General features: G+C 67.6%; 18 protein-coding genes. 10 read left to right on the top strand and 8 right to left on the bottom strand.

All coding sequences use genetic code 11. The features are described from left to right. Positions 1-60 precede the first annotated feature (60 nt). From J4H85_RS07970 to J4H85_RS07955, 4 genes are all read left to right on the top strand, one after another. The gene (locus tag J4H85_RS07970; protein ID WP_208238531.1) at positions 61-513 is read left to right on the top strand and encodes a WhiB family transcriptional regulator; all 453 of its coding nucleotides are present in this window, start codon (positions 61-63) and stop codon (positions 511-513) included. A gap of 577 nt (positions 514-1,090) precedes the next feature. Further along, positions 1,091-2,152 (top strand): hypothetical protein, encoded by a 1,062-nt coding sequence (locus J4H85_RS07965; protein ID WP_208238530.1) that lies wholly within the window; start codon positions 1,091-1,093, stop codon positions 2,150-2,152. Then, positions 2,149-2,775, top strand: a complete 627-nt coding sequence (locus J4H85_RS07960) for a hypothetical protein (protein WP_208238529.1) — start codon at positions 2,149-2,151, stop codon at positions 2,773-2,775. Before J4H85_RS07965 ends, J4H85_RS07960 begins: the two co-directional genes overlap by 4 nt. Continuing rightward, the gene (locus J4H85_RS07955) at positions 2,772-4,316 is read left to right on the top strand and encodes a terminase large subunit domain-containing protein (RefSeq protein WP_208238528.1); all 1,545 of its coding nucleotides are present in this window, start codon (positions 2,772-2,774) and stop codon (positions 4,314-4,316) included. Before J4H85_RS07960 ends, J4H85_RS07955 begins: the two co-directional genes overlap by 4 nt. Positions 4,317-4,378: 62 nt before the next feature. On the opposite strand, the gene J4H85_RS07950 is transcribed toward J4H85_RS07955, so the two are convergent. Both J4H85_RS07950 and J4H85_RS07945 read right to left on the bottom strand, forming a co-directional pair. Continuing rightward, entirely contained in the window at positions 4,379-5,263 is an 885-nt protein-coding gene (locus J4H85_RS07950; RefSeq protein WP_243893586.1) for a DUF4352 domain-containing protein, read from the bottom strand. A 345-nt stretch (positions 5,264-5,608) separates the two neighbouring features. Next, complete coding sequence (locus J4H85_RS07945) at positions 5,609-6,325, bottom strand: hypothetical protein (protein ID WP_208238527.1); 717 nt, start codon at positions 6,323-6,325, stop codon at positions 5,609-5,611. 395 nt (positions 6,326-6,720) lie between these two features. On the opposite strand from J4H85_RS07945, the gene J4H85_RS07940 reads away from it, so the two are divergent. Beyond that, positions 6,721-7,533, top strand: coding sequence for a hypothetical protein (locus J4H85_RS07940; protein ID WP_208238526.1), 813 nt, complete (start codon positions 6,721-6,723; stop codon positions 7,531-7,533). A gap of 34 nt (positions 7,534-7,567) precedes the next feature. Here the strand turns inward: J4H85_RS07940 and J4H85_RS07935 are convergent, their stop codons facing one another. From J4H85_RS07935 to J4H85_RS07925, 3 genes are all read right to left on the bottom strand, one after another. Next, positions 7,568-8,170, bottom strand: coding sequence for a DNA-3-methyladenine glycosylase I (locus J4H85_RS07935; RefSeq protein ID WP_208238525.1), 603 nt, complete (start codon positions 8,168-8,170; stop codon positions 7,568-7,570). Beyond that, a complete protein-coding gene (locus J4H85_RS07930) occupies positions 8,167-9,345 on the bottom strand; it encodes a MarP family serine protease (protein WP_208238523.1) in 1,179 nt (392 codons plus the stop codon). Before J4H85_RS07930 ends, J4H85_RS07935 begins: the two co-directional genes overlap by 4 nt. Before the next feature lie 92 nt (positions 9,346-9,437). Further along, positions 9,438-10,322: an SDR family oxidoreductase gene (locus J4H85_RS07925; protein WP_208238521.1), complete on the bottom strand. Its 885-nt coding sequence runs from the start codon at positions 10,320-10,322 to the stop codon at positions 9,438-9,440. A 112-nt stretch (positions 10,323-10,434) separates the two neighbouring features. Here J4H85_RS07925 and J4H85_RS07920 point away from each other — a divergent pair, with 112 nt between their 5' ends. Beyond that, positions 10,435-11,598: a hypothetical protein gene (locus tag J4H85_RS07920; protein ID WP_307863524.1), complete on the top strand. Its 1,164-nt coding sequence runs from the start codon at positions 10,435-10,437 to the stop codon at positions 11,596-11,598. A 12-nt stretch (positions 11,599-11,610) separates the two neighbouring features. Here J4H85_RS07920 and J4H85_RS07915 read toward each other — a convergent pair whose 3' ends face one another. The 3 genes from J4H85_RS07915 to J4H85_RS07905 are packed head-to-tail and all read right to left on the bottom strand — an operon-like array spanning position 11,611 to position 14,854. Then, the gene (locus J4H85_RS07915) at positions 11,611-13,053 is read right to left on the bottom strand and encodes a bifunctional PIG-L family deacetylase/class I SAM-dependent methyltransferase (RefSeq protein ID WP_208238519.1); all 1,443 of its coding nucleotides are present in this window, start codon (positions 13,051-13,053) and stop codon (positions 11,611-11,613) included. Beyond that, complete coding sequence (locus J4H85_RS07910) at positions 13,050-14,078, bottom strand: acyl-CoA dehydrogenase family protein (protein WP_208238517.1); 1,029 nt, start codon at positions 14,076-14,078, stop codon at positions 13,050-13,052. The genes J4H85_RS07915 and J4H85_RS07910 overlap by 4 nt, the downstream gene beginning before the upstream one ends. Continuing rightward, positions 14,075-14,854 (bottom strand): glycosyltransferase family 2 protein, encoded by a 780-nt coding sequence (locus J4H85_RS07905; protein ID WP_208238515.1) that lies wholly within the window; start codon positions 14,852-14,854, stop codon positions 14,075-14,077. Before J4H85_RS07905 ends, J4H85_RS07910 begins: the two co-directional genes overlap by 4 nt. Before the next feature lie 206 nt (positions 14,855-15,060). On the opposite strand from J4H85_RS07905, the gene J4H85_RS13995 reads away from it, so the two are divergent. The 4 genes from J4H85_RS13995 to J4H85_RS07890 all read left to right on the top strand — a co-directional run bounded on the left by J4H85_RS13995 (position 15,061) and on the right by J4H85_RS07890 (position 19,133). Continuing rightward, complete coding sequence (locus J4H85_RS13995) at positions 15,061-15,378, top strand: hypothetical protein (RefSeq protein WP_243893585.1); 318 nt, start codon at positions 15,061-15,063, stop codon at positions 15,376-15,378. A 13-nt stretch (positions 15,379-15,391) separates the two neighbouring features. Continuing rightward, the gene (locus J4H85_RS07900) at positions 15,392-16,678 is read left to right on the top strand and encodes a heparan-alpha-glucosaminide N-acetyltransferase domain-containing protein (RefSeq protein ID WP_307863523.1); all 1,287 of its coding nucleotides are present in this window, start codon (positions 15,392-15,394) and stop codon (positions 16,676-16,678) included. Beyond that, a complete protein-coding gene (locus J4H85_RS07895) occupies positions 16,641-17,165 on the top strand; it encodes a DUF3817 domain-containing protein (RefSeq protein ID WP_243893584.1) in 525 nt (174 codons plus the stop codon). The genes J4H85_RS07900 and J4H85_RS07895 overlap by 38 nt, the downstream gene beginning before the upstream one ends. Positions 17,166-17,306: 141 nt before the next feature. Further along, positions 17,307-19,133, top strand: a complete 1,827-nt coding sequence (locus tag J4H85_RS07890; protein WP_208238511.1) for a DUF2207 domain-containing protein — start codon at positions 17,307-17,309, stop codon at positions 19,131-19,133. The last annotated feature ends 44 nt before the right edge of the window (positions 19,134-19,177 follow it).

Below are 19,177 nucleotides of genomic sequence, written 5' to 3'. Positions count from 1 at the left end.
ACTCGCCGCGCGTGCCCGCGCGCGCGATTTTACCGGCGGGGCCGATGGAAGGGGCGAACGATGAACGCGGGGCCATACGAGCGCACAAGGCCGCGCAAGAACCGCGCGCGAGACCTCGAAGCCGCCGAACAGCTCGACGCGGCGATGAACCGCGACCGCGCGGCCTGCCGAGGTGACGACCGTTTCACGCGTGATGCCGCACGAGCTAACAACGCCGTAGAGGGCGAGCTGCTCGCGACCTGCCTCGGCTGCCCGCTGCGCGCCGCCTGCGCAGAGTACGCCGAGACCATGAAGCCCCGCGCCGGTTTCTGGGCGGGGCGCTGGCGCGGTCGGATACCGAAGGATACGTACCTCGCAGGCATCTGCCGAACTGAGACCGGACAGCAGACTGCCGAGCGGACTATCGAGGTGCGCGAAAAGGTGCCCAGCTCTGGCACCGATGCCGAAACCGGCGAGGCGCTGAAAGCCAACTATTTCCCGAGGCGGGAAATGGGAAAGGGGCCGAGACCGTGAGAATTACAGCCCAGAGCGGGGCACCAACCCCGGTACAGTCACAACAGCAGTCACAAAGCCCCAAAAATCGACCCGAAACCGGTCCCGAGCAGCAGGTCTCACGCACGTCGGTCTTCGCCGCCGAGCATCGAGCCGCCGAGCGCCACGTCTGCCCCACGTGCCGAGCTGCGGGGCGCGACCATTGCCGCCCGGTCGATGCCGCAGCAGCCCCGGTTCGCAGGCGTGGCCCCCGTTGGCATCATGCGGGTAGGTGGGCTGCCGCGCTCGGTTTCGCCTCTGCCCGATCCGCTGAACGCGCGAGTACAGCGAAGGTCATCCACAGCGCGAGAACATCGACCCGACCGCGACCGGCACCGCCAGCTCGACGACTCGCTGTGGCCCCTGCCGGATCGTTCGAGGCGCGTCTGCGTGCCGCGCTGGCGGGCCTTCACCGAGACCACGACCCCGAGTTCATCCGGGCCGCGCTCGACGATGCGGGGCTGCGTCTCGGCCTCGATGACGTGCGCGCATGGCTCGACCGAATCGGCCCAGACAACGGCACTCGCCGACCAACACCGACACGAGAGGGAATTCCCCGATGAATGCCGACCCGACGACACCCGAGACCGAGACGACCGAGAGCGAGGCAACCATGCCGAAGAGGAAAACGCCCCACACTACAAATAGGTTCAGCCCCCGATACCGAAACATCGTGCCTGCCAAAGGTGGCGCGCTCGCTGACTTGATCACTGGCGAGTGGACACCCGCAGACGAACAGAACGGCATCGAAAGGGTCGAGGCTATCGGCTACGCCCCGGCGAATGACACCGAGCGCCTCATCGCTCTGCGTCACGGCGGCGCAGTCGGGCGGCCTTTCGATACAGTCCTCACCCGCGGCAACGCGAGCGCGGCCCGTCGGGCGTTCGCCGAGCGATTGGTCGCCATGTTCCCTGGCGCGGCTCGCGCGGGTGACCTAGTGTACTTCGGTACTGCTGCCGTTGATTCTGTTGAGTTTGTGCTCGCTGCCACCGATGCGTTGGGCGTCGAGCTGAACGTGAAGAAGCCTCGCGACCTCGCGCTCGCTTGCGAGTACCTGCTCGATGTAGGCCGCTCGCTCACTTGGCGCTCTCGCTTCGCCTGGATCGCGACGCCGGGCGCTGATCCCGCGACAGCAGCGGTGAAGCCCTGGGGCCACTTGAGCGCGCGGCAGCTCGCCGAGGCTCGCCGGGCCTATGCCGAGTATCTGCGCGCGAGGATCGAGTGCCCCAAGCTGCTGCGCCCGACATACGGCTCGCTCGCGTGCTTCGTTTGCGGCGTTGGCGAAGTTCTCGGGCTGCCTTCGCGTGCGGCTGAAGCATGGCACACGGTGACGCTTCGGCCCCATAGTCTTGGCGGCAAGCCCGGTATGCGCCCCGTCGAAACTGAGGTGTGCGCAGTGTGCGCAGCCGATGCCGAGGCCGTCGGCAGCTACGGCCCGACGATACTCGACCGCCTCGTGAAACGCGCCGCAGGCATCGAGGGTAACCCGCGTGCCCGAGACCTCCAGCTCTCGGCAAAGGCATGGGGCGTCATGGGCCGCAAGCGAGCGAACGCGGTTGCCTTCGGGCACCTCGACCTTGCCCGGCTCGTCGATGATGTGAAGGCGGGTGTGATCGGATGAAAGCCCAGGAGGCGGCGGCACTGCCGCCAGAGGAACGGCCCGATTGGTATCGGCCCTCGCAAGGAGCTGGCAACGGCTCAACAGCCGCACCGCGATTCACCGAGGACAACGCCGAGCAGCTCGGCAGCGGCTACCGCAGCCCGCGAGTCTATTCGCAGCTAGCGGCTGCACTCGTCGCCGGGCTGATCGAGCAGCGGCCCGACCTCACGGCGCACCCCGAGGCGCTCGCGAGTTGGGGCGATGCCGAGGCGCGCGCTGCACTACTGCGCAGCTACCTCGACGAGCACGGCATGTTCGGCGACGACGGCGACCCGCGCGACAAGCTACTGACTCAGCTTGACCGCTTCGAAAGACGAGCCGCCGACGCCCGCCAGCGCCTTGGCCTCGATCCTCGGAGTGAGGCCGAACTTGCACTGCTGCGGGCGAAGGCGCTGAGAGAAGGGCAACTGACCCCCGCCGTCGATCTGGGACAGCTCGCCGAGACGGGCCGCGCCGCACTCGACAACAGCGACCCGGTGCGCGCCGCACTGGAGCGAGTGCGAGCCGAGGCTGAGGTCGACCGAGCAACAGACCTTACCCGCCCCGCGAAGCCCGACACCGACGACGAGAGGTCGACAACATGACCACCACCACGAAACCGACTACGCGACACACCACGCCCGCAGCGCTGGAGCTGCTCGCGGCCTTGCCGCTCGAAGACGGCACGCGATGGGGCGAACGTGCCGAAGGGTTCCAGCTCTCCGACGCCCGGGCAGTGCTCGACACCGGTGGCCCGCGTCGCCACTACTTGCTGCGCGGGCGCGGCATGAGCAAGACCACGGATGTTGGCGCGCTGGTACTCGTGCTGCTGCTCACCGAAGCGCCCGGAGGCTCTCAGAGCCATATCTACGCGGCAGACGAGGAACAGGCCGAGCTCACGCTGGACGCCATGCGCGGTTTCATCGACCGAGCGCAGCTCGGCGCACAGCTACGCGTTGCCGCCTCATCCGTCACGAACACCTCGACCGGCGCTACCGTGACCGTCGAGACGAGCGACGGCGCGAGCGCCTTCGGCAAGCGCCCCTGGTTGCAGGTCGTCGATGAGCTGGCAGTCTGGGCGAACAGGAGCAACGCTCGCACGCTCTGGAGCGCGATCGTCTCGGCGGTACCTAAGGTGCCGGGCGGGCGGCTCATCGTAATCACCACAGCGGGCAGCCCGACAGGCGTCGGGGCCAAGGTCTGGGCCGAGGCCGAGCTGTCGGCGCACTGGCACACGTCAAAGCACCCCGGCCCCGCGCCCTGGTGGAGCGACGACGACATCGAGGCAACCCGCACCGCGCTTTCGGCGAGCGAGTGGCGTCGCCTAATCCTCTGCGAGTTCGCCGAGGGTGACGACGCGCTGACGACCCCCGAGGACGTCGAGGCCGCCATACGCCCCGGCTCAGCGGTATTGCCGAAGCGGACGGGCATCGAGTACGTCGCGGCGCTCGATGTCGGTACACGGCGAGACCTTACGGCGCTCGTCGTCGGTCACGCCGAGCAGCGCGATGCGGGGCGCGTCGTAGTGATCGACCGAGTGCTCTCGTGGCGACCAGGCGAGGGGAAAGGCGGTCGTGTTGACCTCGCCGAGGTCGAGGCCGCTACGCAGCGCGTATGTCGCGAATACGGCGCGAAACTCCGTTTCGACAGGATGCAGGCCGAGCAGTTGACTTCGAATCTCGCCCGCAATGGCATCCGCACCGAGGAGTTTATCTTTTCATCTGCCGGCGCGAATCGACTCGGCCGCCTGCTTTGGGGATCTTTGCGAGACCGCGCGCTCGAATTGCCCGACAACGACGAATTGCGGGCCGAGTTCCTCGCCGTTCGTCTCGTCGAGACCGGCCCCGGCACGGTCAAGCTGCAGAACCCACTAGGCACGCACGACGACATCGTGACAGCCGTTGGAATGGTCGTTGCCGACCTGACCGAGCGGCCAGCACCGCGACCGGGTAGCATCATCATGCCCGGCGAGACCGTCGTGCTCGGGGCCGCCGACCCAGGCCTCGCCGCTGCGCGACGGCGCGCCGTAGCGCAGCTCCCACTCGCTGCCTTTCGCGCCCGCTACGAGCACGCCAAGCTCGATCCGGCAACTGCTAACCGTCTGGCCGCCGCGCAGTCTCTCGATGGTCGGGCCCGTCGTAGGTAAACACTGAAAACGAAACGAGGGGTGGCGATTAGGGCCACCCCTCGTTTCGGTCAGGTCTGCCTTTACCGTACGGCCACAAATACCTTGTCGCCGAAAACGCTTGGAGTGACCGCGAGAACGCCCTCACCTGCAGTGTCAGCTGGGACCGAGAGCACCACATTGCCAGTTGTGGACGCCCCTTCATAAAGAGTAGTAATCGAATCCAGCGGCTCCGGCGCGAGAACCATCGCGTCATAGCTGTGCACGGTGTTGCCGTCAACGGTCACGTACTCGATGATCTGCGTCGGCATGTCTCCCGCAGCGTCGGTGCCAATGTAAGAAACAGTCACATCCGCGAGGACGTAGACCTCACCCTCGGGCGCGGGTTCATTGAATTCGTTAGCTGCAGCGACAGCGTCGGTCGCGTCGAGATTCACGCTGTTAACCGTAATCGTCCACTCATCATCAGAGATAGCGCTGCCGAGCGGGTATGGGTTGCTGCGAGAGCCCTCCTCTGGGGCCTCCTCAGTCTCTACGATCTCTTCGGTCTCCGCGGTGTCCTCGGCGGGGGCCGAGACCGACGTTTCGCCATTTGAGAATGCATCATCGAACGCTGTGGCCACAACCGTAAAGAACACTACGAACGCCACAATGGTGCCGACAACGGAGATGATCAGACCTGCTAGGCCTAGTCCCTTCTTCTTCCCGCTCAGGCAGAGCGCCACAATCCCGAGTATGAACGCGATGGGGAGCAGGATCCATCCGATAATCAGCGCGCCCGGAATACAAGCGAAAATAAAACCGACAACGGCGACGATGAAAGCGATCAAACCGATCGTGTTCTTTTCCTTGACTGGCGCGATAGGCGCCGCTGCGTACTGCGGCGCCTCGGGTCCAGGGGCGTTTGGATGGCTCATGCGAGTACAGACCTCTCTGATAGTGATTATCGCCGACAAAATGGACGACATCTGTTTCTAATGATCCTATCTGTATGCATTGATGTTTCTTATTGGGAGCAATTCGGACACGGCCGACCAGTGACTACGTAAGAGCGCGACAATTTACTTTTAATGGGGGTGCTCGCGCTTTGCGCCGAACATGAGACCCAAATCAGGGCGTCCGCGCGGATGCGGCCAGCGTCTATCGCATGGCCAAAGGGACAGGCGGAGACGAGCGTGATCTAGCCTTCAGTGCGTTCCAAGTATTAGCGCGATGCTCCGCAGATAGCTTTTTCTCTATATGGGCAGACGTCAATTCTCGACGATTCCAGTCGAGATCGATTAAGAACGAGGCGGAGTTGAAAATGAAGGTGCCTAGTTTCCGCTGGGCAGCCCCTCGAAACGGTCATACTCGGGGCTACCCGCCTGCCAGATAGTCGCAATGTTCGCCGCTGGCACGTCGGCAGTCAGAAATACGTCAGCGCTGCTCCGCGGCGTCTCGTTCCCTAGCGTCTCTCGCGGGCGCGCGTGCCACGCAATTACGGACGATAGCGAGGGCGAAGTGTATGGCAGCGGTGTCGACAGAGGCACGTCTGCCGCAACGATGCTCGGCAGGCCCAGCGAGCGCATCAGCGCCCTACGTGGTGGGTCTAAGGCCGCGACGTGATAGATGCTCTCGCCGCCCCATGAGCTAAGCAACGGCCCCACGTCGCCCGGAGAGTGTTCGAACTTGTCGAGGCTCAGCACGAAACACACTTGCCCCTCGCGCCTGCCCTCATATTTCGTTTCGATGATGCTGCCAGCTCGTGCCTCTACCGCCTGCGCCTCGGTCATGGCACCGACGCGCACCGCGTCGTCTAGCTTGCTCTGTACTAGCTCGTGGGTGAGCCGCAGCAGCCCCTCGGCCTTGATCCGGTCGACCTCGTGCGGCAGTAGCCGCGTCGCGTGGTACATGCGGAGCGGGCGACCCTCGAGCAACTCGACGAGCAACTCGTCGGTGAGTGGCGCGAGCTCGGACGACGGTTCGGCGAACCGCTGCTGCAGGCACTCGGGCCAGGTGCGCACGTCGTCGAGTTCGATCGCGTCGCCCATGCTCCGAGCCTCCGTTCTAAGGTGGACCTACTCCCCATAGCTTGCCAGGTCCCGGGGCCTCGGTCACAGCAAGTCACAAACCCGTCACAAACCGCGCGTGACCGAACAGAACGAGTCGAGACGAGGCGCAACGAGTGCCAGACAGAACCGCGTGAAACCGCGCCAGATGCAACCAAAGGCAACGACTTTACTGCCCTGACACGGAAGAGGTCACTGGTTCGATCCCAGTATCGCGCACTCCTCGAAGCCCCGGCAGACGCCGGGGCTTCTTTTGTGTGTGGTCCCGAGTGCCGATGATCGGCTTCATCCTGTACGGCGCGGGCGTGACACTGCGTCACACGCGCTCATGACAGCGGACACTCCCGCGTCCGTCGCCGCTCTGGTGAAGTGGAGGCATGAGCTTCAGAGGATGGCGACGCGACCGACAGATCGGCGGGGTGCGGCCCGGGGACGGCAGGTCGCTCGTCGACTTCCGATTCCGGGATCTGTTCGGAGGCCGATCGCTGTTCTTCATCGGCCTCGCCTCCGAGACCTCGGATCACGTCTACGCCGTCGACGTGCGTCACTACGCGGAGAAGATCGCGCGGAAGGAGCCGGGGCAGCAGCACGGGTGGCTGAAAGACATCGTCGGAGAGCGACTGACCGAACAGATCCTGGGGTCCGGTGAGGACACCGGGGCCCAGGAGCGCTCGCAGGGCCCCCCGGCGGCCCTGTACTGCGACGGGGTGCAGGTCGCGCGCTCGAATCTGCCCGCGGCGTTTCCGGTGCCGGGAGGCGTCATCGAGGTCGCGCGCAGCTCGTACGGGCTCACGCGCATGCACTTCGTTCCGCGTGCGCAGGGCGGCACCGCAGGCGGACCGGACGACGCCTCAACCGCAGTCATGCTGCACCCGCATCGTCGGTCGCCCGAGGGGATCCGCGCGAGAATCGCCCGCCGCTTCCCGTTCGTGAGCCGCGTGATCGGTGCGTTGGCGGTCGTGATCCTGATCGTCGGCCTCGTCACGGGTCTTCCGCAGGGCCTGCAGATGCTCACGGAGATTCCGCTGATCGCCGACCGCTTCGGAGTGTTCACCTCGCCTTTCCAGTTCCCGGCGTGGGTGAACACGTCTCTGCTCATCGCCGGAATCGTCGCTGCCTCCGAACGCGCCCTCACGCTGAAGAATCACTGGTTGATCGATCTCGACACCACCTGGAGCGCGCTGAACTGACGCCCCGCCGGGGCGGGGTGCGAACCTCGGAGTCTCAGCCGCCCCAGACGCCGGAGGACCCGCGTCGGTGCGAGTTGAGCAGGTGGGTGTCGATGATGCCCGTCGCCTCCATCAGCGCGTACATCGTGGTCGGTCCCACGAATGCGAACCCGGCGCGACGGAGCGCACGCGCAAGCGCATCGGATTCGGTCGACCGGGTCGGGATCTCGGCGACCGTGCGCGGGCGAGGAGTGTCCACGGGTTGGAAGGACCAGACGAATGCGGTGAGACCACCGTGCGCACGCAGGTCGACCGTGGCTCGGGCGTTCGTCACGGTAGCCAGGATCTTGGCGCGGTTCCGCACGATGCCGGCGTCCGCCATGAGTCGCTCGATGTCGCGGTCGGTGTAGCGCGACACGATATCGGGATCGAAGTGATCGAACGCGTGCCGGAAGGCTTCGCGTTTGCGGAGGATCGTCGCCCACGACAGACCGGACTGGAACGCCTCGAGGCTGATCCGCTCGTACATGCCTCGCTCGTCGCGAACCGGCATACCCCACTCGTGGTCGTAATACTCGCGCAGCAGCGGATCGCGACTCGCCCAGGGCGGCCGGCGGAGCCCGTCCTCACCGAGGACCGCACCGTTCTCGGGGGTCATGAGGAGCATGCTCCCGTCGAGACGGGGCGGTCGAGCGAGGGCGCCAGCGCGAGCACCGGACTGATCTCCTCCATCGAGAGAGCGTAGCCGACGTTGGCCGCAGCATCCGACCGTGCGAAGATCATCCCGGCGACGGCGCCGTCCGCAGTCAGCACCGGCCCCCCGGAGTTGCCCGGTTCGACCGTACCCGCGAGACGCGTCACCGACCGGGTCACCGTGGATCGCTCGTAGATGTCGTTGACGATCGTCTGCTGCGTGCCGTCGACGGCCGCGCTCCGCGACGTGAACGGCCCGCCATACGGATACCCCTGGAAGAACACGGTACTGCCGGTCTCGGGCGTCGGCGCGAACGGCAGCGCCTGACCACCCAGCCCCGGAACATCGAGCACCGCGATGTCCGCGTCGGGATCGAAGTACACCACGCTCGCCGACCTCGGGAAGGCGCCCGGGGCCTCGACCACGACGTCTCGAGCCCCCGCCACGACGTGCGCATTCGTCATCACGGTGTCGCCATCGATGATGAACCCACTTCCCGAACCCATCGTGTTGCAGCTCGGAGCGTTCGTGGTGATCCGGGGAACCGACTGGGAGGCTGCACGGAGCGCCGCCGTATCGGCGTTCGCGTTCGGCACTTCAGACGTTCCGGCGCCGGCCGCATCGAGCACTGTCGGGATCCCGTCCGTGATCACGATCGCACGCAGACGCGAGAGCCCCGACTCCACGGGTGCCGGAGTGGCGTCCGTGACGAAACTGAGGATCTTCGAAGCGGAGACCGCCTGCGTGGCTCCGGGGATGCCGAGCGAGCCGACGCTCATCGCGAAGATGACGAGCGTCGCCCACACGACCGCCAGCGAGACGACGCCGCCGAGGAGACGCTCGATCGGCCCCAGACCGACGCGGTGGACCGGCCGGCGGATCGCGCGCGCGATCCCCTCGCCGATGCCGATGCCGAGCCCGACGAGCAGCAGACCCGCGAGAACGGCGGCCGCCACATTCCAACCCGCGAGATCGACTCGGCTCGACACGAATGGCATCACGAACAGCGCCGCCGCGCCGCCGGCGGCCAGCCCTGCGAACGATCCGAGCGCCCGCAGCAAGCCGCGCGCGCACCCGGTGATCACCGCGGCGATGCCCACGACGATCACGACGATGTCGAGCAGGAGTCCCACGGCCATGCCTGTCAGCCTAGGCTCAGCGCGGTTCCTCCAGGTGGGAAGACCCGGTGAGCGCAGCCCCCGCGCACCGGAGGGGCCGGCTCAGCACCGGTTCAGAGCGGTTTCCCTCCCGTCACCGGAATGACCGCGCCGGAGATGTACGTCGCATCGTTCGATGCGAGGAACACGTAGGCACCCGCGACTTCCGCGGGTTGGCCCGGCCGCCCGAGGGGCGTATCCGTGCCGAAGTGCTCGACCTTCTCATCATCCCAGCCGGTCGCCGGGATCAACGGCGTCCAGATCGGTCCCGGAGCGACCGCGTTGACGCGGATCCCGCGTGGTCCGCCCTCCTGCGCCAACCCCTCGACCAGCGCGACCTGGGCCGACTTCGTCATCGCGTAATCGATGAGCGTCGGATTCGGATGGAAGGACTGGATGGAGGCGGTGACGATGATGTTCGCTCCCGGCTCCATATCCGGGAACGCGGCCTTGGCGGTGCAGAGCAGACCGAACAGGTTCGTGTCGAAGACTCGTCGGGTCCATTCGAGGTCGATGTCGCCGAAGTCGCCGATGTCGCGCTGAGTGCCGGCGTTGAGCACCAGGATGTCGAGCCCGCCGAGCTCTTCCCGCGTCCGCGCGACGATCTCCGTGGCGAACCGCTCGTCCCGCATATCGCCGGCGAATGCGACACCGTGGCGACCGGCCTCCCGCACCCAGCGGAGCGTCTCCTCCGCGTCGTCCTGCTCGGACGGCAGATGGGCGATCGCGACATCGGCACCCTCCCGAGCGTACGCGAGCGCGACCGCGCGTCCGATTCCGGAGTCTCCACCGGTGATGAGTGCGCGGCGTCCACTCAATCGCTCGTGGCCCTGGTAGGTGTACTCACCGTGATCCGGTCGGGGATCCGTCTCCTCGGTGAGTCCCGGCTGCGACATCTCATCGTTCGCCGGTGTGCCCATATCGTGGGCGGTCCTCGGGTCGGGGATCTGTGCGGTCATGCGCTTCGCCTCCTCTGACGGTCGCGGTGCCTGGTCCTCCCGACGCTCGCAGACGCGCGGGGCGCGGGTCAAAGGGCTTGACACGGTTCCCACGCACCGAGATCCTGCCTGAGTGCCACCTTCAGACAGAGACTCCGCAGACCATCCTGACGACGCGGGAGACCCCTCGGACGTGCCCCGCCATGACGCCTCCCGCGATGATCCCCAGGACGAGGGCATCAGCGTGCTGCTCGTCGCGGACCCCGGTCTCCCGTCTCGACGCGCGCAGTCCGTGCAGGAGGATCTGCAGCTCATCCTCGGCGAAGTGTTCAGTCCGCCCGTGCAGGTCTACACCGAGACGCGTCTCGTCAGAATCGATCCGGACAACGCGCTCGATTTCAGAGACGCCCATGAGATCGCCGAGGAATACGACCGCGTCGATGTGACGCTCCTGCTCACCGAGATTCCCCGTCACACCCACGGCAAGCCGCTCATGTCCGAGATCTACCCCGATCAGAACATCGGCGTCCTCTCCTGCCCGACGTTCGGTGCGTGGACGACGAAGAAGCGCATTCTCCGCACTCTCGTCGACAGCATCATCCGACTCTCGCCGACCTCGGAGGATCGCGACCCCCAGCGTTTCAGCCTGCGTTGGGCATCGTGGAGTCAGGACCCGGACACCGGGAGCTGGGCGTTGCACGCCGACACCTTCTTCGGCGGGCCGCGTACGGTGTTCGGGATGGTGCGGGCCAACGACCCTTGGCGGGCGGTCCCCAAGCTGTCGAGCGCGCTCGCCGCCGCCTCGGCGACCGGAGCGTTCGGCATCTTCTACCACTCGATCTGGCAGATGTCCGACGCACTCTCCACGCCGCGCCTCCTCTTCATCGGGGTGCTCGCGATGACCTCCATGGGTGCGTGGCTCATGTGGGGCAAGGGCCTCTGGGACCGCCCGCGTCACGACCGGTTCATGACCGTCGTCCTGCTGTACAACATGTCCACCGTGCTGACGCTCGCGATCAGCATGCTGGCGCTGTACCTGTGTCTCGTGATGCTGATTCTCGTGGGGTCGCTCATCGTCATCGACCCCGACTTCATGACGGGGGTCCTCGGGCAGGAAGCGTCGTTCACCAATTACCTCGACATCGCGTGGCTGAGCGCGGCCATGGGCACCGTCGCGGGCGCGCTCGGCTCGAGCTTCGACTCGTCGATCGACCTCCGACAGCTCACGCACGGGCAGCGGGAGCGGCAGCGGACCTACTCCGAGAGCTACGCCGAGAGCCGCGAGGACGGCTCCTGATTCGAGCGCGGGTCAGCGCGGCGCGACGGCGCACACGTCGATGAGGTAGTCCGCGCTGGCCGCGTCGCGGCGCAGGTGGGTGAGCCCCGGGGTCGCGAGCAGCACATCGTGCGTGGCAGAGCCGCCCTCGGGCCACCCGGCGACAGGATGCCGCCAGTGCACGGCGACGATATGCGCCCCGGGCTCGGCGCGCTCGACCAGACCGGTGAGGATGGCACGCAGCTCGGCGTGCGGAATGAAGTACAGCATTTCGGAGAGGACGATCAGGTCAGCACCGCGCGGCCCCAACTGCGTTGCCTGCTCATCGTCCCCGGTGGTGAGTGCGCGGCGTACGAGTGTCAGGCGCTGCGCATCGCGATCGCCGTCGCGCACCCGAGCGGCGACGCGCTCGCGCGCACGATCCAGCGCGCGGTCGACCGGATCCCAGGCTTCGACGCGATCGGCGCGTCGCGCCAGCTCGAGGGTGAGCACCCCGACCGAGCATCCCGGTTCGAAGCAGAACCGGTATCGCTCGCGCGGCAACGCCGCGAGGGTCGCGTCCCGCTTGTCCGCCTCGTACGCGGAGGTCTCGAGCTCCCACGGGTCCGTGTTGCGGGAGTACAACCCCTCGAGGTGGGCCCGCGAGTCGACCGCTTCGCGAGGCTGCGCAAACGAATCGAGGATCGCCCACTCGGGAACCTCCAGCAGGCGCTGCACCACGTGCGCCGGCATCACCGGGTCGCCGGAACTCTCGTCCGGCCACGGGGCGTTCTGCGACCGGAACACCCGCGCCGCGCGAGTCTTTCGATCAAACGCCTCCGGGTCGAGTTCCGCGCGCGCCGCCCGCGCCCAGGGCACGATGCCGTCGCAAGGCGTGTCCCAGTGCAGTGCCCAGACCGGAAACGAGACCAAACGGGTGTGAGGCGCGGTGCGCCGCACGCGCTCGACCGCTGCAGCCGCGGCCCGACCCACCGCCTCGTGGTCCGGGTGACCGTCGTGGACCCAGTGAGTCAGGACCACCGTCTCTCCGGCACCCGAGCGAGCGCGACCGGTCAGCATCCGGCGCACCCCCGCGGCGATCGCCTCCGAGATGCGGAACTCGTGATCCTGGAGCCCTCCATCCGGAAGTCCGAGGAAGAGCGGCGTCGGTGCTCCGAGCACCTCCGCGGCGCGGGTGGACTCGTCGCGTCGCTCATGAGCGAGCTGCTCCTGCGACTCGGCGTCGAGGCCGGGAATCGCGCCCTCCCCACGCGAAACGATGATGGTCTCGATGCTCGCACCGCGCGCCGCGAGATCCGCGATGATCCCTCCCGCGCCGAGCACTTCGTCGTCCGGGTGGGCGACCGCGACGACGACCCGCGCCCATCCGCTCACGTCGAGCTGAGGTAGCTCGGCCGCCGCGCTCGTCCACACCTCGGGATCGGTCCCCGGCGAGGAGAGCGGACAGGCTGCGAACCGCACGCTGCTCTCGCTCATGGCGTGCGCTCCCGCTCGAACGGCGGGCACTCGTCGAGGACGAATCGTGCGAGCGCCGCCTCGTCGGACTCGGCGTGGGACTGACGGACGTACACCTGCAGGTCGGCGATGCGCTGCGCGGCACCCGCGTCGGTCGCGAAGGGGCTCGCACCGAACGCGCGACCGAATCGGGTGATGACATCGGTGCAGGCTCGGTCGATGAGCGAACGGAGTGCCAGCGCCCGTCGTCGCGCGGACGGCACATCGTGCGGCGCCGCATCGACGTCAGACGCCGCTGCCCGAAGCGCGCCGGTGACGACGGTGTCCCAAGCGATGCAGGCCCCGAGATGACTCTCGGCCAGGTCGGAACCGCGTTTCCGCAGGCGCTCGCTCATCAGATCGATGAGCCCCTGCGCCCCGCCCCACCAGCAGCACGCCACCCCGATGCCCCCGTGCCAGAACCCCGCGCGCTCGAGATAGGCGGTCGGCCCGCCGACCGTCAGGGCGGGAACCCCGGCGAAGGACACCTCACCGGTGTCGGTGGCCGCCATGCCGGCCGAAGCCCACGTCCGCGCTTCGGGCGTGACTCCGGCATCGCGAAGGTCGACCCGGAAGAGCCTCGGTCCCGACGCGGCATCCGCCTCGGCCGTGAGCAGCGCGTGGGTCGCGAATGACGCCGCGGAACACCACGCTTTGGTCCCGTCGAGTGTCCATCCGCGGGACGCTGGGGTCGCGACGACTCGCGGTGTCGGCGGTTCGGCGGCCCACACCGCCCACAGATCGCCGGAGTCGACGGACGCCGCGTCCGGCTCGGCGAGCTCCGCCAGGATCGCGACCGCGTCGAGGTGAGCCTCGACGATGCGCGCCGCGGGCAGATCCTCGCGTGCCAGCTCGAGCAGCCGGCTCCACCGCTCCCAGGTTCCGCCCGAACCCGGCAGCGGCACGTGCGCCCGCCCGTCCCGTATCCAGGTGCGCGCCGTATCGAAGGTCGCGGTGATCTCAGCGTCCCGTGCGATGGAACGAGTCTCGGATCGGTCGATCGTCATGTCAGCTCCAGCGCATCCAGGTAGTCGGAGAACCCGTCAGGCGCGCGCGCGGTACGCCGCGCCGACGTGGCGACTGCCGCGGCATGGCAGGTGTCGACGCGCAGACCGAGTGCACGGGCGCGATCGATGAGGTCCTGATCCTCGCCCACCTGCAGCGAGCGAAAGCCATCGAGCTGCGCATAGGCTCCCTGACTGATGCCGAGGTTGGCGCCGTGCACGTGATCGGTGCTCCGTGCGTACTCGCGGCAGTACCGCTCGGGCAGCGCCCCATCCCGCCCGCCCCAGTCCTCCACCGCGACGGTTCCGGCGATCGCATCGGCGCCGTCGACGCGATGGGCGAGGTGCTCGAGGACCCAATGGGCGGGAACCGTCGAATCGGCATCGGTCGTGAGCAGCATCGCGTTAGATTTCCGCTGTCCGGCGCGCGGCCGGCCGATGTGATCGTCGACGGCGCGCCCCCATGGAGCCCCGCATCCTCGGTCGCGGGCGTCGCCCACCGACTCCGCGTCGACCAGGAGTACCCGATCGGCGAGTCGACGAGCGATGAGGACCGTGTCATCCGTGCACCGGTCGGCGACGACGGTGACGCGCGCATCGAGGACCCCTGCCGCGAACACGAGCCCGGACACGCAGGAAGGCGTGCGCCCGGCCGCGGTCGGACGACGCAGGTATTCGGACGCAGCAGCCGTGGAACGCCGCACCGAGGTCAGTGCTCGGGGCAGCAAGTCCTGTTCGTTGCGCGCGGGAATCACGATGTCGACCCGATATGAGATCATCGTCCCCCTGACTCCGCCGCGGAGACTCGGTCCCGATTTATCCCCGGTAATCGGTCACCGGCATCAGGACCCGACTCCTCATCCGAGTGTAGGGAGAGTCTCCCGCTCCTGTCAGGCCCTTGCGTCGCTCCGACGGCATCCAGTAATGATGGCGCGAACCTGTAGAAGCTGGGAACGGGATCGTGCGACGGTGGTAGCGTCGGCCCATGGCTACGCAGAGTGGAAACGACGACGCAACCGTTCGCAAGGATCGCCGCTACAGCCCGTCGAGCGAGGATGAGACGCAGGAGCATCAGGAGCATCCTTCCGACTCGCGACACCTCGATGACGACGGTGTCGACGCATCCGCTGTGACCACGAAACCCGGTGCCGGCGGTCCGGATGACGCCGGTGAGGTCGAGGTGGACGAGGAGGCCATCCGCGAGCGCATCGCCGGAGGCAACACTGCGCGAGTCCGTCACGACCCCGAGGCCCGCGGCGTCGGCGAATCGGGGCCAGGTGAACAGCCCCGCGGCGACCACTGAACCTCGAACCGCGGTGTCGCTCGGAATCTCGGCGCGACACCGACTGACCGCCTTTGGGCGAGCGCCGCGGATCCTGGGTGTCGACCTCGCGCGCGGGCTCGCCATCGTCGGGATGATGGGCGCCCACGTCGGAGTCGCTCAGTCTCTGGAGTGGACGGAGCCGGACACCTGGGGCGATCTCGTGAACGGTCGGTCGTCGATCCTGTTCGCCGTCGTCGCGGGCCTCTCGATCGCGCTGCTCACCCGCCGGACCGCGTTCGACGACCCTGATCAGGTGCGCACGCTGAGGCTGCAGATGCTCGGCCGCGGTGCCGTCGTCTTCGCCATCGGTACGGTGCTCGAACTGCTGAACACCGGAGCCGCGATCATCCTTGCGGTGTACGGGGCGCTTTTCATCGTCATCATTCCGTTCCTCGGACTTCGTCGCCGCGCGCTGGCACTCTGGGCTGCCGGTCTCACCCTCCTCTCCCCCGGCCTCCTGGGACTCGTCGGCGCGCTGTCGCTGGACGCGGACGGCCCCGGAATATCGCTCGTCCTCTTCGGCAACTATCCGCTGCCGGAATGGCTGGCGCTCATGCTCATCGGTCTGATCGTCGGGAGATCGCGACCCGAACGGGCGTCGACAGCGATCGCGCTGCTCATCGGCGGTGCCGCCCTCGCGTTCGCGGGATACGCGGTTGGAGCGGCCGCCGAAGCCTGGCTCGACACCATCGACTGGTTCGCCGTGTCGCAACAGTCGATCTTCTCGATGCTCGCCGGCGTGGATCCCGACGGCTACTGGTCGATGGTGACAGCCATGCAGCCTGAGGAGACCGCCGCATGGGCGGCGCTGGGAGTGGAGCCGCACTCGGGCGGCACCCCCGAGATCGTAGGATCCGGCGGCTTCGCACTCGCCGTCATCGGGCTCTGTCTCATCCTTGCCCGTCCGCTCCGCATACTGATCCTGCCGCTCGCGGCCCTCGGGTCGATGCCGCTCACGGCGTACTCGGCGCATATCGTGCTGATCCTCGCCACCATCGGCACAGCCCAGGACGATCAGCCCGACAACGGGCTCTGGTTCGGCATGACGGTCGGTCTGCTGGTCGGGGCGACCGCGTGGGCGATCCTGCTGGGTCGCGGCCCGCTCGAGCGGCTCACGGCGTGGTGCGCACGCCGAACCGCGGCCCCACCTGCGGACTCTCGGGACGCTGTCATCCCCGCTCGATACGATCGGTTTGACCCGGTCGCCGCCGGGTCCGAAGCATGCGACCCGGGAGATATCCATGAGCCGCCGCGACCCAGCGATCGCACCGCACCTTGACGCCACCAGCACCCGATCGGGGGTGTCGCCCCGAGCGCTCTTCCGGACATTCGCATTTCTCGAGGCCGCGACTTGGGCCGGGCTGATCGCCGGAATCGTGCTCCGCGGGCTCGACGTCACCGATGCGCTCGTGCGCCCCGCAGGCGGTGTGCACGGTTTCGTCTTTCTCGCGTATTGCGCCGTCACGGTTTTCGTCTGGCTCAATCAGCAGTGGCGACCGGGCACGGGCCTCCTGGGCCTGCTGGCGTCGATCATCCCCTTCGCCACAGTGCCGTTCGAGCTCGTCGTCGACCGTCGAGGCGCGCTCTCCGGAGGGTGGCGACTGGGACCTGGTGGTGCTCGGCCCCGCGGGGTGTTCGAGCACCTGCAGGCGTGGGTGCTCCGGCACCCGTGGCTCGCCATCGTGACAGCGCTCGTCCTCGTGACCGCCGTGTTCCTCGTCTTGCTCTGGGTAGGTCCGCCGGTACCTCGCGGCGCCGCGGGTTAGCGAGCCACCAGGAGGCGCCTCGGGACCGGTCGCTGCGCCACAACCGTCGTGCGATAGACCGGCCGGTGTTCTAGGCTGACTCACATGCCGTCGTCCCGCGCTGCGCTGCGTCTCGCCCATAACCCCGCATCACGTTCGCGAATGATGCGCATTCGGAGAATACTGCGACCCCTGGTCGTCGGCGCGGCGATCACCGTAGCCGTGGCCCCCCTGCTGGTTGCAGTGACGCCGGCCGCCGCGAACGTCGAGGACTTCACCTACGACGGTTGGGACGTGGAGTACGAACTCTCCCTCGATCCCGACGGTCGTGCAGTCGCCCACGTCACCGAGCGTCTCACCGCACAGTTCCCATCGGACGACCAGAACAAGGGCATCGTGCGTTCGTTGCCGCGCGACTATCAGGGCTCATCGACCGACCCGCGAGACTTCTCCGTCACCGACGAGAACGGCGATGCAGTGCCATTCGACATCGAGTCGGGCACCGATGAGACGAACAACGCGCCCTACGTCGCCGTGCTGACCGGAGACGACGACTACGTCCATGGACGACAGACCTACGTCATCGAGTACACCCTGAGCGATGTGGTGCTGGCGCGTGACGACGGTGCCGCAGACGAATTCTCGTGGGATCTCGCGCCGTCGGCCCGCCAGCAACCGGTGAGCTCGTTCAGCGCCGAGATCGCGTTCGCGCCGGAGTTGGCCGAGCATCTGAACGGGAACGCGCGCTGTTACGCCGGCGCCGCCGGCAGCACGCAGGAGTGCGCGATCACCGAGTCCGACGGCACCGTGACCGTGGGCTCGATCCCCCTCGACGCCGCCGCAGGGGTCACGGTCGCGATCGGCTTGGACGCTGGCACGGTCGTTCAGCCCTCGCAGCGCGTGCCGAACGTCGCCTTCGATGTCGCCCCGATCATCGTCGCCGCCGGCGCCGTCGGCGCCGCCATCGCCGGCACCACGGCGGCGGGTGTCATGGCGCGTCGGCACCGCAACAACGGACGGGGAACGATCGTGCCGCAGTACGAGGTTCCCGCTTCGTTGCCGCCCATTCTGGCCTCGACGATCCTCGCGAGCACGAAGGACCCGATCGCCGGCCAGATGGTGCATCTCGCCGTGAACGACGTCGCACGATTCGAGGAGGCGCCGAATGCGAAGCGGAAGAAGCGCTCCGCTCAGCTGGCGCTCAGACTCGTCGATGTCGATCGCTCAGGGGACCCGCTCGACCGGCTGTCGGTCTCGACGCTCTTCTCGTCGACCGCTCGGGGTGCACTGCTCGACCTGTCACAACGGAACGAATCCCTGGCGAAGCGAATCCCCCAGCTCAAGTCCTCCGCCGCGACAGCCGGGCTCGACCGCGGATACTTCACGAAAGAACGCAGTCGCGTCGGACGAGTCCTCGGCTGGGTCGCACTCGGGATCGTCGCCGTGCTGGCCGTGCTCGTCACCCTCGGCTTCATCTTCAGAGGCGCGAACGCCGGCACGGTGCTCGGACTCGTCGGCGGTATCCTCGCGCTCGCGTTCGCGGCCCCGGCGATGATGCAGCACCGCGTGCACACCCGCTCAGGAGCGGAGACCCGCGAGTACCTCGAGGGTGTCAAGATGTTCATCACGGTGGCGGAGGCTGAGCGTATTCGCATGCTGCAGTCCTACGCGGGTGCCGAACGAGTCGGTGACGGGACAGTGAACGTCATCCGCCTCTACGAGCGGCTCCTGCCTTACGCCATGCTCTTCGGGCTCGAGAAGGAGTGGGGCACGGTGCTGGAGGACTGGTATCGCACGCACCCCGACACCCCGGTGGCCTGGTACCCGTTCCTCGCCGGGCACGCGATCGGCAACGTGGGCGGAGCGGTCTCCGATGTCGTCAGCTCCATCAGTACCTCGGTGAGCTACTCGTCGAGCAATGCCGGCGGTTCGACCGGCGGGGGCGCCGTGGGCGGCGGCGGAGGCGGGGGTGCCGCCGGCGGACGGTGAGCGGCGCTGGCTCAGACCACGGCGTGGCAGCGGCCGCAGGACAC

The sequence above is a fragment of the Leucobacter tardus genome, assembly GCF_017583045.1.
Classification (GTDB): domain Bacteria; phylum Actinomycetota; class Actinomycetes; order Actinomycetales; family Microbacteriaceae; genus Leucobacter; species Leucobacter tardus.
This window is presented reverse-complemented; position numbering and strand designations above follow the sequence as displayed.